At 63.5% G+C, this 11,669-nt stretch carries 15 protein-coding genes; 4 read left to right on the forward strand and 11 right to left on the reverse strand.

Annotation, left to right across the window (positions count from 1 at the left end; all coding sequences use genetic code 11):
- Positions 1-2: 2 nt before the first annotated feature.
- From FCK22_RS04750 to FCK22_RS04760, 3 genes are read right to left on the reverse strand one after another with little or no spacing between them, the layout of a single operon-like run.
- Positions 3-455, reverse strand: a complete 453-nt coding sequence (locus tag FCK22_RS04750; protein ID WP_067266034.1) for a YaiI/YqxD family protein — start codon at positions 453-455, stop codon at positions 3-5.
- A 3-nt stretch (positions 456-458) separates the two neighbouring features.
- Positions 459-1,292 (reverse strand): S-formylglutathione hydrolase, encoded by an 834-nt coding sequence (fghA, locus tag FCK22_RS04755; RefSeq protein WP_067266032.1) that lies wholly within the window; start codon positions 1,290-1,292, stop codon positions 459-461.
- 28 nt (positions 1,293-1,320) lie between these two features.
- On the reverse strand, positions 1,321-2,250 hold the full coding sequence (locus tag FCK22_RS04760; protein ID WP_067266029.1) for an AEC family transporter: 930 nt from the start codon (positions 2,248-2,250) through the stop codon (positions 1,321-1,323).
- Between the two features lie 254 nt (positions 2,251-2,504).
- Here FCK22_RS04760 and FCK22_RS04765 point away from each other — a divergent pair, with 254 nt between their 5' ends.
- Positions 2,505-2,972 carry an I78 family peptidase inhibitor gene (locus FCK22_RS04765; RefSeq protein WP_136720257.1) on the forward strand — a complete coding sequence of 156 codons (468 nt, stop codon included), beginning with the start codon at positions 2,505-2,507 and terminating at the stop codon, positions 2,970-2,972.
- Positions 2,973-2,981: 9 nt separating this feature from the next.
- Here FCK22_RS04765 and paaK read toward each other — a convergent pair whose 3' ends face one another.
- Together paaK and paaI are read right to left on the reverse strand one after the other, a co-directional pair.
- Positions 2,982-4,292: a phenylacetate--CoA ligase PaaK gene (gene paaK, locus FCK22_RS04770; RefSeq protein ID WP_067266024.1), complete on the reverse strand. Its 1,311-nt coding sequence runs from the start codon at positions 4,290-4,292 to the stop codon at positions 2,982-2,984.
- Positions 4,292-4,729 carry a hydroxyphenylacetyl-CoA thioesterase PaaI gene (gene paaI, locus FCK22_RS04775; protein ID WP_067266022.1) on the reverse strand — a complete coding sequence of 146 codons (438 nt, stop codon included), beginning with the start codon at positions 4,727-4,729 and terminating at the stop codon, positions 4,292-4,294. The genes paaK and paaI overlap by 1 nt, the downstream gene beginning before the upstream one ends.
- A 130-nt stretch (positions 4,730-4,859) precedes the next feature.
- Here paaI and FCK22_RS04780 point away from each other — a divergent pair, with 130 nt between their 5' ends.
- Positions 4,860-5,207, forward strand: coding sequence for a DUF2794 domain-containing protein (locus FCK22_RS04780; protein ID WP_067266019.1), 348 nt, complete (start codon positions 4,860-4,862; stop codon positions 5,205-5,207).
- Here the strand turns inward: FCK22_RS04780 and FCK22_RS04785 are convergent.
- The 3 genes from FCK22_RS04785 to FCK22_RS04795 form a co-directional block, all read right to left on the reverse strand.
- Positions 5,204-5,986 (reverse strand): NlpC/P60 family protein, encoded by a 783-nt coding sequence (locus FCK22_RS04785; protein ID WP_067266016.1) that lies wholly within the window; start codon positions 5,984-5,986, stop codon positions 5,204-5,206. The genes FCK22_RS04780 and FCK22_RS04785 overlap by 4 nt on opposite strands.
- Positions 5,983-7,365 (reverse strand): leucyl aminopeptidase family protein, encoded by a 1,383-nt coding sequence (locus FCK22_RS04790; protein WP_067266015.1) that lies wholly within the window; start codon positions 7,363-7,365, stop codon positions 5,983-5,985. The genes FCK22_RS04785 and FCK22_RS04790 overlap by 4 nt, the downstream gene beginning before the upstream one ends.
- A 63-nt stretch (positions 7,366-7,428) precedes the next feature.
- Complete coding sequence (locus FCK22_RS04795; protein WP_197470934.1) at positions 7,429-7,806, reverse strand: hypothetical protein; 378 nt, start codon at positions 7,804-7,806, stop codon at positions 7,429-7,431.
- A 154-nt stretch (positions 7,807-7,960) separates the two neighbouring features.
- Here FCK22_RS04795 and FCK22_RS04800 point away from each other — a divergent pair, with 154 nt between their 5' ends.
- The gene (locus FCK22_RS04800) at positions 7,961-8,611 is read left to right on the forward strand and encodes a carbonic anhydrase (RefSeq protein WP_067266009.1); all 651 of its coding nucleotides are present in this window, start codon (positions 7,961-7,963) and stop codon (positions 8,609-8,611) included.
- 72 nt (positions 8,612-8,683) lie between these two features.
- On the opposite strand, the gene FCK22_RS04805 is transcribed toward FCK22_RS04800, so the two are convergent.
- The 3 genes from FCK22_RS04805 to FCK22_RS04815 form a co-directional block, all read right to left on the reverse strand.
- Positions 8,684-9,706, reverse strand: coding sequence for an aspartate-semialdehyde dehydrogenase (locus tag FCK22_RS04805; protein WP_067266005.1), 1,023 nt, complete (start codon positions 9,704-9,706; stop codon positions 8,684-8,686).
- Positions 9,707-9,814: 108 nt separating this feature from the next.
- Entirely contained in the window at positions 9,815-10,489 is a 675-nt protein-coding gene (locus tag FCK22_RS04810) for a hypothetical protein (RefSeq protein WP_082852096.1), read from the reverse strand.
- Between the two features lies 1 nt (position 10,490).
- Positions 10,491-10,784 (reverse strand): hypothetical protein, encoded by a 294-nt coding sequence (locus FCK22_RS04815; protein ID WP_067265999.1) that lies wholly within the window; start codon positions 10,782-10,784, stop codon positions 10,491-10,493.
- 217 nt (positions 10,785-11,001) lie between these two features.
- Here FCK22_RS04815 and FCK22_RS04820 point away from each other — a divergent pair, with 217 nt between their 5' ends.
- Complete coding sequence (locus FCK22_RS04820) at positions 11,002-11,610, forward strand: hypothetical protein (RefSeq protein ID WP_067265996.1); 609 nt, start codon at positions 11,002-11,004, stop codon at positions 11,608-11,610.
- The last annotated feature ends 59 nt before the right edge of the window (positions 11,611-11,669 follow it).

The raw sequence follows: 11,669 nt of genomic DNA on the forward strand, positions 1-11,669 counted from the left end.
GCCTACCCCCGCGCCGCCGCGCGCAGTTCCCGCTCCAATGCTTCGAGGAAACGGGAGCGGTCGGCCTTTGTAAACCCCTTGCCGCCGCCTTGGCGAAAGGGGTCGGCGGCGCGCAGGTCGGCCATCAGGTCGCGGGTCGCCAGCACGTTGCCGATGTTGCGCGCGGTCAGCGCCTCGCCGTTGTGTTTCAGCACCCTTGCGCCCGCCTCGACGCATTTGGCGGCCAGCGGGATGTCCCCCGTCACCACGACGTCACTTGGACCGCAACGCTCGGCGATCCACATGTCGGCCACATCGGGCCCGTCGGGCACGATCACCACCTCGACCAACGGGTTCTGCGACAGGCGCAGCCCGCCGTTGGAGACGAGGAACATCTTGATCTTGTGCCGTGTCGCCACCCGCTCGGCCTCGGCCTTCACAGGGCAGGCGTCGGCGTCGATGTAGAGCGCGGTCATGGCTCAGCCCGCGTAGAGCGCGTCGGCATGGAAGGCGACGTGATCTTCCATAAAGCTCGCCACGAAGAAATAGCTGTGGTCATAGCCCGGCTGCATGCGGAAGCTGCCCTGCTGGCGTTTTGCCGCCATGGCCTCGGCCAGCGCTTCGGGCATCAAAAGGTCGAGGAACTGGTCGCTCGCCCCTTGGTCGATCAGCACCGGCCCGTCGAAGCCCTTTTCGCGCATCAGGAGCGTGCTGTCGTGTTTCGTCCACGTGCTCTCGTCGGACCCGAGGTAGGCGGTGAGTTGCTTTTTGCCCCAATCGCTCGCCGTTGGATGGGTGATGGGCGCGAAGGCGGAGACTGAGAGGAAACGCCCCGGCAGGTTCATCGCCAGCGTCAGCGCGCCGTGGCCGCCCATGGAATGGCCGGTGATGCCTTGACGCTCCATATCGAGGGCGAAATTCTCGCCCAGCAGGGCGGGCAGTTCCTCGGCCAAATAGTCCCACATCTGGTAGTGCGCCGCCCAAGGGTCTTGGGTCGCGTTCACATAGAACCCCGCGCCTTTGCCAAGGTTGTAAGCGTCATCATCGGCCACAGCTTCACCACGCGGGGAGGTGTCGGGGAAGACCAGCGCGATGCCATGCTCCGCGGCCCAAGCCTGCGCGCCCGCCTTGGTCATGGCGTTCTCATGGGTGCAGGTCAGGCCCGAGAGATACCACAGCACCGGCACCGGGCCGTCCTGCGCCTCGGCGGGGAGAAACAGGCCGAATGTCATGTCGCAGCCGCAGGTGTCGGAGGCGTGGGAGTACACCCCCTGCGTGCCACCGAAACAGGCGTTTTCCGAGATGGTTTTCATGGCAGCGTTCCTTTCGAACTTGAGTGTGTCACAGGGCCGAGACCCAGCCGACGACAAGGCTGACGGTCACGATACTGACCGTGGTTGAAACGAGAATGGCGGCAGAGACCCGCTGAGGGGCGACGCCGTAGTGTTGGGCGAGCATATAGACATTGCCCGCGACCGGGAGAGAGGCCGTGGCGATGATGACCCCGGCTTTATACGGGTCGACGCCGAAGAGAAACAGCGCGCCAAAGGCCACGAAGAGCGGGTGCAGCACCAGTTTGCAAAAGGTCAGCCAGCCCGCGATCTCGATCCGCTCGGCGGATTTTGAGGCCAGCGAGGCGCCGATGGCGAACAGCGCACCGGGGGTGGCAGCGCCGCCAAGGATGGCCAGAAATTCGTTCAGCGGCACGGGGATCGGGATGCCGAAGCCGGACCAGAGGAACCCCAGCGTGATGGCGACGATCATCGGGTTTTTCAGCAGGCCAATCCCGACGATCTTAAGCGTCGCCAGCCGCAACTGCCCCTCGCGGGAGCCGGTGATCAGGATCACGATGAGGCTGGAAAAGATGATCATGTCGACGGTCAGTGCCAGCAGCACGGGGCCGATGGCATCCGGCCCTAAGAGCAGCGTCAGCATCGGCACGCCCAGAAAGCCGGTGTTGCCGATCACGGCGCATTGCGCCTCGATCCCGTTGGTGGCCACGTCGAGCCCGCGCAAAAAACCGACGAGGCTGGCGATGGCATAGACGAAGGTCGTCCCCCAGAGGTAGGCGGCGACAAGGCGGCTGTCCCAGACCTCGGCCAAGGACAGATTGGCGGAAAAGCGGAACAGCATCGCCGAAAGGGCGAAGTAGAAGACGAATTTGGTGAGATAGGCCGTCGCTTCGGCTGAGAAGAACCGCGTGCGCCCGGCCCAGTAGCCAAGGCCGATCAGCGCAAAGAACGGCAGGGTTTTCAGGAAGATCGCGACCATGGGTCAAGCATTAGCCAGCCCGCCCTTGGGGTGCAATGGGGCAGGGGCTTGGGCCTTGGCTGAACCGATCGACACCACCCGCGCGCTCATGCGGCTGCGGCCAGCGGGATCGCCCCGGGCAGCCCCGTGATCTCGCCGCCCCAGCAGTCCTATCGGCAGGTTCCGGCAAGGGCAAAGCGCCCGGCCCTTGGCGGGGCGGGTCAGGGAGCTACCTGTTGCGGGATGGACGCCACGCGAAGAACGAGGTTTGGAATATGAGAGTAGTTTTCTTGGCACCCCTAGTGCTGGCCGGATGCGCTGAATTGTCGACAGCGCCGGTGCAGAACCCGATCCCGGCTCCCGCGCCTGCGGCCACCACACCCCCGCCTCCGCCGCCATCGCCGGAACCCGTGCCTTCGGCCCCGGCGCGGTCCGAAACCCCCAGCAGCCCGGCCAAGCCCAAACCGCTGCCGGAGTCGGTCGTCAACGCGGTGAACGACAGCTCCAGCCCCTCTGAAGATGACGGGCAAGAAGAGCTTGCCGCCGCCGAGCCGCCGACCGACACCTGCAAAGAGGGCAGTTGGTGGGGGCTGATCGGTCGCCCGAAATCGGCAGCGAGCATCGTCTCCGAGCCCAAGCGCGTCTATACAGAGGGCGACCCGGTGACGATGGACGCCAATCCCAACCGCACCAACATCGTCTTGGACGCGGAAGGCAAAATCGCCAAAGTCACCTGCGGCTAGGGGCGTCCCCTAGCCCTTGGGGCGGTTGTCGAGAATACGCACAGCTTTGCCCTCGGACCGGGCAACGCCGCCCACGTCCATGACCTCAACCGTGACCGAGATGCCGACGGTCTGTTTGATATGTGCCGACAATGCCTTGATCGCAGCAGCCCGGGCATCGGTGGTCACGCTGGCGTCAGCGCATTCACACAGCACGCGCATCTGGTCCATCCGGTCGGGGCGCGAGAGTTCGATCTGGAAATGCGGGGCCAAGCCCGGCGTGGCCATCAGCGCCTCTTCGATCTGGGTGGGGAAGACATTGACGCCGCGCAGGATGATCATGTCGTCACTGCGCCCGGTCACCTTCTCCATCCGCCGCATGGAGCGCGCGGTGCCCGCCAGCAGCCGGGTCAGATCGCGGGTGCGGTAGCGGATGATTGGGAAGGCCTGTTTCGTCAGTGAGGTGAAGACCAACTCACCCATTTCGCCATCCTCGACGGGGGCGCCAGTCTCGGGGTTGATGATCTCGGGGTAGAAGTGATCTTCCCAGATGTGCAGCCCGTCCTTGGTCTCTACGCATTCCATTGAGACGCCCGGCCCCATGACTTCGCTGAGCCCGTAGATGTCGACCGCATGCATGTCGAAGGCCTGCTCGATCTCCTGCCGCATGGCGTTGGTCCAAGGCTCAGCCCCGAAGATGCCGACTTCGAGCGAGGATTGGCGCGGGTCGATGCCTTGTTTGGCAAACTCATCCAAGATCGACAGCGCGTAGGACGGGGTGACCGTGATGCCCTTGGGGGCAAAATCTTCGATCAGGCGCACTTGGCGCGGGGTCATCCCGCCCGAGATCGGCACGGTCGACAGGCCAAGCGCATCGGCGCCGAGGTGGATGCCCAAGCCGCCGGTGAACAGCCCATAGCCATAGGCATTGTGCAGCATCTCGCCCGGGCGCATCCCCGCCGCGCGCAGGGAGCGGGCGACGACTTGCCCCCAGTTCGCCAAATCGTCCTTGGTATAGCCAACCACGGTCGGCTGCCCGGTGGTGCCGGATGAGGCGTGAATGCGCGCCACCTGATCACGCGGCACGGCGAACATGCCAAAGGGATAATTGTCGCGCAGGTCAGTCTTTACCGTGAAGGGAAAGCGCGAAAGATCGGAAAGCTGTTTCAGATCATCAGGATGCACGCCCGCCTCATCGAAGCTTTGCTTGTAGAAAGGGACGTTGTCATAGGCATGGCGCAGGGACCATTTCAGTCGGTCCAATTGCAGGGCGCTGATCTCGTCCCGGCTGGCGATCTCAATCGGGTCGAGCGTATCCTTCGCGGGGGTCAGGTCTTTCATCAGGTCGGCTCCTCCTCGGTAAATAGCTGGCCCTTGATGCTGCGGGAGAGCCCGCGAAACAGGGCCACGACACGGTCATCCTCGCCCGTGACGGTCACGTCATAGATGCCCGACCGACCGCTGCGCGACACTTCGCGTGCGGTGGCGGTCAGCCGCTCCTCCGGCTGGCCGGGGCTGAGATAGGTGATCTGGTTCTGCTGGGCGACAGTGGTCTGGTTGTAGCTGTTGCAAGCAAAGGCAAAGGCGCTGTCGGCCAGCGTGAAGATGAAACCGCCGTGGCAAATCCCATGCCCGTTCAGCATGTCCGGACGCACTGACATTGACAAAACCGCGCCCCCGGGGGTGACTTCGTCGATCCTCATGCCCAATCCGGCCGAGGCGGAATCTCGGGCGAACATCACCTCGGCACATTTGCGGGCGCGGGCGTCTGGGGTCATTCCGTCATGCCTTTGTGTTTCATTTTCAAGATTGGTTGCACAATTCTGTAACGCTTTCAAGAAATTTTGAGCCGCGCTTTCGGCCATGTCAGGGCTTGATTTGGCCCCCGTCAGGGTCAACTGTAAAGCCATGAGCATAGAGCCCCCATCGCCGATCACGGCTTTCGAGCGCCCTGTCGAACAGGTCGCCTTTCACCGCACCGAACTGTCGCTGATCTTATCGCTCTACGGGCGTATGGTCGCGGCGGGGGAGTGGCGTGACTACGGGATTTCGCACCTTAAGGACGTGGCCGTCTTTTCGGTCTTTCGCCGCACGGCTGAGATACCGCTTTACCGGATCGAAAAGCGTCCCAAGCTGCGCAACCGGCAGGGGATGTATGCGGTGGTGGGCACCGGCGGGCAGGTGCTGCGCCGGGGCCATGACCTGAAGGCCGTGCTGCGCGTGTTGGAGCGCAAGCTGATCCGCGCAGTAGATTAAACGCCGGGGCGGCGATGGGCCGTCACCGGGCCGTCACCGCCCGCTTCGATCCGGGCGATGGCCTCGGCGATGTTTTCATAGCTCACGGCCATGGCGTGGGCATTGGCGTGGATCATCGTCTCGCCATCCACCACCAGCGCGACATGGCCTTTCCAGAACAACAGATCATTGCGCTGATAGGCGCCGCTGACGGGGGCGCCCACCGTCTTCTCTTGCTGGTCGCTGTCACCGGGGCAGGGGATGCCGCAGGCCAGCAGCGCCGCTTGGACGAGGCCCGAACAATCGATCCCCCAACGGCTGTTGCCGCCCCAGAGATAGGGCGTGCCAAGGAACAGCGCGGCGATCTGCGCGGGGTCGGCCTCTCGGCTCTCGACGGGTGCAAGGTGGCCCAGCGGAATGTGCCCCTGCGGGGTTTCGGCGAAATCTTTGGCCTCTGCCGTGACCGTGACGCGCGCACCGTAGCTGAGGCTCAGCAGGTCCGGCGATTTCAGATCGGCGTCGCGATAGGCATGGGTGGCAGGCACGCAGACGCGGTGGGTGGCGCTGCGCGGGGTGCCAAGGGTGCTTTGCAGAACATGCCCGCAATAGCCATCCTTCTCGGCCTTCACATAGGTCCAGCCCGACGCCTCATGCAGCACGGTCACCTGCTCGCCGAACAGCAGCTGCCGGTCGCGCGGCCCGTCGGGGCGTCGGCAGAGGTCGGCCACCGGCGCCGCCACCTGCGCGGGGCGGTTCTGGGTCGCCAGCGCCGGGTCTGGGGTGAGACGCGGGTCGCTCATGATTTCAGCAAGGCAGGCAGGGCGGCATAGATCGCGCGAGTGCCTTGGCCGGTGCCGCCTTTCGGGCGGGCGGGGGCGTCGGCAGGTTGCCAGCCGTAGATGTCGAAATGCGCGTATTTGCTGTCGGTCACAAAGCGGCGCAGGAAGAGCGCGGCGGTAATCGACCCGGCAAAACCGCCCTTGGGCGCGTTGTCGAGGTCGGCGATGCCGGGTTCGATCAGCGCCTCGTAGGCATCATGGAATGGCATCCGCCAGACCGGATCGGCAGACCCGGCAGCGGCGCTTTCCAAAGCCGAGACGAAGGCGGCGTCGTCACTGTAATAGGGCGCAAGGTCCGGCCCCACGGCCACGCGGGCGGCCCCGGTCAGCGTCGCCATCGAGATGATCTGATCGGGCTTGTCCTCATCCGCCAGCGCCAGCGCATCGGCCAGCACCAGACGCCCTTCGGCATCGGTGTTGTTGATTTCAACCGTCAGCCCCTTGCGCGAAGTCAGGATGTCGCCGGGGCGGAAGGCATTGCCGGATACGGAGTTCTCAACCGCCGGGATCAGCACGCGAAGCTGCACCTCCATGCCGGTGGCCATGATCATATGCGCCAGCCCCAGCACGGCGGCGGCCCCGCCCATGTCCTTTTTCATCAGTGCCATCGAGGCGCCGGGCTTCAGGTTCAGCCCGCCAGTGTCGAAACAGACGCCCTTGCCCACCAGTGTCAGCTTTGGCCCCGCGTTGCCCCATGTCATGTCGATCAGCCGCGGCGCGCGGTCGGCGGCGCGGCCCACGGTGTGGATCATCGGCAGGTTGTTTTCCAGAAGGGCATCGCCGGTGGTTACCTCGATCTGCGCCCCATGCCGCTCGGCCAGTTTGCGCGCGGCGGCTTCAAGATCGGGCGGCCCCATGTCGGAGGCGGGTGTGTTGATCAGGTTGCGGGTCAGCATCTCACCCGTGGCCAGCGCGGTGATCTGCTCGGCGTCGACCCCCTCGGGCGCGACGAGGCGGGCGGTCAGCGGGGACTGGTCGCGGTAGCGGTCGAAACGATAGCCCGCCAGCAGCCAGCCAAGCGCCTCTGTCGCCGCCTGATCCTCGGGCAGGCCGCTTTCGATCCGGTAGTCCCCGGCAGGAAGCTTGGCTGCAGCGGCGGCAAGGTGAAAGCGGCCCCGGCGGCGGGCAGCCTCGGACCCGTAGCCCGCCAGTGCCATCACCGGCGCGCCCTCGGCCCCCGGCACCACAAGCGCTTGCCCAAGGCCGCCGGCAAAGCCGCTGGCCTTCACCCATGCCTGCACAGCGCCGGGCTGATCGGCAAGCCAGCCTTCAAGCGCGGTCTCGCTCAAGACATGAAGCGGCAGGGCATTGGCGGAGGGGGCGGCGAATTCGGCGGACATGACAAACCTTTGCAAATCTGGATTTGCGCGCAGCCTACCTTTTCCATCGCCACCCGCAAGCGATCAGATCGTGATCTCTGGCAGGTCCCATATCGCGGTCAGCGACCGTTCGCCGCTGCGGATCAGGCGCGACAGCGTGGCCGCGGTGGCGGTCTCATCCCCCGCGTCGATACAGGCCATCACATCCGCCGCCACCCGAGCGACGAGCGCCATGCCGATTTGATCGGCGATGGCGATCAGGCGGTGCACGCTTTTGCGCAGCCCGGCGCGGTCTTGGCCCTCATGGAGCCTTTTGCAATGGGACAGGCGCAGGGCCAATTCCTCCATCGCGCGGCAGAGAACATCTTCGGCTCCCACCTCACCCAGTTGTGTGTAGAGCAGCGCCAGCCGCTCTTGATCGACGCAGACCTGTTCGGTCGGGCGAATTTGCATAAGTTGCATTCCAGTCATCCTTCGATCGCCCCCACGGCCTAAGGGCAATATGGCGCATGAAGGTGTGCAAAGGGTTGCGATGATTGTGCCTTTTCTCTCGAATTCGTATGGCATTTGCGCTATCTGCGCTAAAACCGCATCACGCATTAGGGGACGTTTACACATGGACAAGGCCAAGGCTCTGCCGTCGTATCTGTTGCAACGCTATCACGGGTGGAAGGCGACCGGCTATGCCGAGAACCAGTCGTGGTATCGCCGCCTTGCTTCCGAAGGGCAGCATCCACGCGCCATGGTAATTTCCTGCTGCGACAGCCGGGTGCATGTGACCTCGATCTTCGGGGCCGATCAGGGCGAGTTCTTTATTCACCGCAACATCGCCAACCTCGTGCCGCCTTACCAGCCCGACGGCAACCAGCACGGCACCTCGGCGGCGATCGAATATGCGGTGACGGCGCTGAAGGTCGCGCATGTGATCGTGTTGGGCCATTCCAGCTGCGGCGGTGTGGCGGGCTGTGCCGCCATGTGCCGGGGCGAGGCGCCGGAGCTTGAGAAGAAAGACAGTTTCGTGGGCCGCTGGATGGACATCCTGCGCCCGACCTTCGATTCCGTGTCCAGCATCAAGGACAAGCGCGAGCAGGAGCGTCAGCTCGAGAAGCTCGCCGTTGTCACCTCGCTGGAAAACCTGATGACCTTCCCATGGCTGAAAGAGGCGGTCGAGAAGGACGAGTTGTCGTTGCACGGTCTTTGGACCGACATCGGCGAGGGCGGGTTGGAGCATTACTTGCCCGAATTGGGCGCGTTTGAGCCGGTCTGACCGTCGATGAATCGTAGAACGAAAAAGGGGGCCGATTGGCCCCCTTTCTTGTTTCTATGCTAAGGCTGAACCTCAGCCCTTTTTCAGCACTTCGCGGCCCAGCAGCTCGGCGATCTGCACGGCGTTCAGGGCGGCACCCTTGCGCAGGTTGTCGCTGACGCACCACAGGTTGATGCCGTTGTCGATGGTGCTGTCCTGACGGATGCGGCTGATGAAGGTGGCGAAATCGCCGACGCATTCCACCGGCGTGACGTAGCCGCCGTCTTCGCGCTTGTCGATCACCATGATGCCCGGCGCTTCGCGCAGGATGTCGCGGGCTTCGGCTTCATCAAGGTGGTCTTCGAATTCGATGTTGATCGATTCCGCATGGCCCACGAAAACCGGCACGCGCACGCAGGTCGCGGTGACCTTGATCGACGGATCGACGATCTTCTTGGTCTCGGCGACCATCTTCCATTCTTCCTTGGTCGAACCGTCTTCGAGGAAGACGTCGATATGCGGAATCACGTTAAAGGCGATCTGCTTGGGGTAGACCTTGGCCTCGTAATTGTCGGTCGGGTTGTAGACCGATTTGGTCTGGTCCCAGAGCTCGTCGATGGCCTCTTTGCCCGAGCCGGAAACCGACTGGTAGGTGCTAACCACGACGCGCTTGATCTTGGCGCGGTCATGCAGCGGCTTCAGCGCCACGACCATCTGCGCGGTGGAGCAGTTGGGGTTGGCGATGATGTTCTTCTTGGAATAACCGTGCACGTCTTCGGGGTTCACCTCCGGCACGATCAGCGGCACTTCGTTGTCGTAGCGGTAGAGCGAAGAGTTATCGATCACCACGCAGCCCGCTTTGGCAGCGGCGGGCGCGTATTTCTTGGTCGCCTCGGAGCCCACGGCGAAAAGCGCCATGTCCCAGCCGGTGAAATCGAAAGTGTCGAGGTCTTTGGTCTTGAGGGTCTTGTCCCCGAAGGTGATCTCAGTCCCGAGCGAACGGCGGCTGGCAAGAGCCACGATCTCGTCCACGGGGAACTGACGCTCCGCAAGGATATTCAACATTTCACGGCCCACATTGCCTGTGGCACCGACGACGGCGACGCGATAACCCATCTGATTACTCCAGTCTGTCCAATTTAATTTGACGCCATTTAACGTGCCTGCGGGGCATTGGCTAGGGCCAGCCGTGCGCGGGCGGGGCAGGGCGGCGCTTTGCCGGGGTTAAAGAACCTTGATCACGTCCTTGTTGATCGCCAGCATATAGCCGCGCCGGGCGATGTTCTTGACCAGCAGTTCCGACACCAGCTGGTTGCCAAGCGTGTCGCGCAGGCGTTTGATCCGCGTGGCACCGGCGGCCTCATCACAGTCGGCAGGGCTGCGGCCCGAGATCATGCCTTCAATCTCGGAACCCGACAGCACGTCGTCATCCATCCGCGCCTCGGCAAGGACCGACATCGTCTCCATCGCAGCAGCCGTCAGTTTGAAGCCGAGGTTGTTGAGATAGACGGTATTCTCTTCCCGGCTGATCAGCAGGGAATTGACCTGGATGCCCGTCCGCTCAATCTGGGCCATGCGGCGGTTGAAGCCGATCAGCATGAACAGAAACACCATCGCCGCGACCAGCATGGCGCTGGCAAAGACCAAAAGCACCACGATCACGATGCGGTAGCTGGCCAAAGTCTCGGAAAAGGCGGTGCCGGACTGGGCGAGGATTTCCAGCAGCTTGATCTCGGCCTGGGTGGTCAGATCGTCGTTCTCGATAAAGATCCGCTCGACCCGGGCGTTAAAGACGTTCGCATCCGGCAGCGCCCAGAGCAGCACAAGCGCCCCGACCAAAAGCACGGCGACCACGGCGGCGATGCCACCGATCACGAAACGCCCGCCAAATCTGCGCATGTCAGAAGCGGAGGTAGAATGTTCCTGCACTGTCTTTCCTTTGATCCAAGCCTTCGTCCCCGAAAACAGACAGCACATTCAACAATGTCCAGCCCTCCGCTGCAAGACGCGGCGTGAGTTCGGTTTCGGCGGAGGCTGGCTCACAGGCCCCGGAGATCTGCGCCACCCCATAGTGAAGGCGCAGCGGATTGTCTTGCTTGGCCTTGTAATCGGCAAAGCATCCAGCCGTTGCCGCGGCGGGCAGGGCCAGAATGACCGCCAGCGCGGTCAGCAATGAGAGACATGGGTTTTTCATATGTTTTTAATGCGCTTTCACCCGCTGATATTCAATAACCAAGGCGTTTTGAGCGCCTTGTTATTGGATAGCGCCCCCCTGTTATTGCCTGTCTTTGGCCCTCATCCCAGTTTGGTGGCACCAACAGACACACGAACCGATACGCGGCCCCCGAGTTATGGCCGCAGAGGATCAAGGGCGCAGCGAAACGCGCCGATAACGAGAAGGGACCAGACCCATGTACCGCAAGTTCATTGCTACCATCGCCGCCCTGTCGGTTGCCATCACTGCCTTTGACGCCCGCCCGGCTGCTGCCGATGAAAAAGAGGTGCTGCGCACGCTCGCCGCGATTGCGGGTGTCGCGATCGTGGGCAAGATGATCTACGACAACAACAAAGAGCGCAAAGAGCGTGAGACCGTGACCCGTCGCCGTGCCGCGCCGGTCTATGAGGCGCCCCGGTATTACCCCACGGTTTCCAAGCGGCCCCATCCGCGCCCCTATGTTGACCCGCGCCCCGCGCCGCGCCGCAGCAGCGACTGGACCCGCCCTGAGCGCGACCGTGCCACTTACCCTGAGCGCGACCGTGCCACTTACCCTGAGCGCGAAGTGCGCCCCCTGCCTGAGCGCGTGGACCGCAAGCTCCTGCCGCAGCAGTGTTTTCGCAGCTATGAGGGCGATGAGGGCAAGGTCATGATGTTTGGCGAGCCCTGCCTTGAAAAGAATTACTCCTATGCCGATCGCCTGCCCCGCTACTGCGCCAAACGCGTCAGTACCGCCGAGGGCGCGCGCTACGGCTATGACGCCCGCTGTCTGCGCGACTCGGGTTACAGCTTGGCGCGTCGGTAAATCCGGCGTGCCTTGACCGAGCGGCACGTCCCTGTCGCTCGGGTTTTGAAAGGGGGGGT

Source organism: Sulfitobacter sp. 15WGC, assembly GCF_005068605.1.
In the GTDB taxonomy this organism is placed as follows: Bacteria; Pseudomonadota; Alphaproteobacteria; order Rhodobacterales; family Rhodobacteraceae; genus Sulfitobacter; species Sulfitobacter faviae.

Coding starts and splice junctions, on each gene's coding strand:
- FCK22_RS04750 (WP_067266034.1), bottom strand. CDS start 455: ATGACCGCGCTCTACATCGACGCCGACGCCTGCCCTGTGAAGGCCGAG.
- fghA (WP_067266032.1), bottom strand. CDS start 1,292: ATGAAAACCATCTCGGAAAACGCCTGTTTCGGTGGCACGCAGGGGGTG.
- FCK22_RS04760 (WP_067266029.1), bottom strand. CDS start 2,250: ATGGTCGCGATCTTCCTGAAAACCCTGCCGTTCTTTGCGCTGATCGGC.
- FCK22_RS04765 (WP_136720257.1), top strand. CDS start 2,505: ATGAGAGTAGTTTTCTTGGCACCCCTAGTGCTGGCCGGATGCGCTGAA.
- paaK (WP_067266024.1), bottom strand. CDS start 4,292: ATGAAAGACCTGACCCCCGCGAAGGATACGCTCGACCCGATTGAGATC.
- paaI (WP_067266022.1), bottom strand. CDS start 4,729: ATGACCCCAGACGCCCGCGCCCGCAAATGTGCCGAGGTGATGTTCGCC.
- FCK22_RS04780 (WP_067266019.1), top strand. CDS start 4,860: ATGAGCATAGAGCCCCCATCGCCGATCACGGCTTTCGAGCGCCCTGTC.
- FCK22_RS04785 (WP_067266016.1), bottom strand. CDS start 5,986: ATGAGCGACCCGCGTCTCACCCCAGACCCGGCGCTGGCGACCCAGAAC.
- FCK22_RS04790 (WP_067266015.1), bottom strand. CDS start 7,365: ATGTCCGCCGAATTCGCCGCCCCCTCCGCCAATGCCCTGCCGCTTCAT.
- FCK22_RS04795 (WP_197470934.1), bottom strand. CDS start 7,806: ATGCAACTTATGCAAATTCGCCCGACCGAACAGGTCTGCGTCGATCAA.
- FCK22_RS04800 (WP_067266009.1), top strand. CDS start 7,961: ATGGACAAGGCCAAGGCTCTGCCGTCGTATCTGTTGCAACGCTATCAC.
- FCK22_RS04805 (WP_067266005.1), bottom strand. CDS start 9,706: ATGGGTTATCGCGTCGCCGTCGTCGGTGCCACAGGCAATGTGGGCCGT.
- FCK22_RS04810 (WP_082852096.1), bottom strand. CDS start 10,489: ATGCGCAGATTTGGCGGGCGTTTCGTGATCGGTGGCATCGCCGCCGTG.
- FCK22_RS04815 (WP_067265999.1), bottom strand. CDS start 10,784: ATGAAAAACCCATGTCTCTCATTGCTGACCGCGCTGGCGGTCATTCTG.
- FCK22_RS04820 (WP_067265996.1), top strand. CDS start 11,002: ATGTACCGCAAGTTCATTGCTACCATCGCCGCCCTGTCGGTTGCCATC.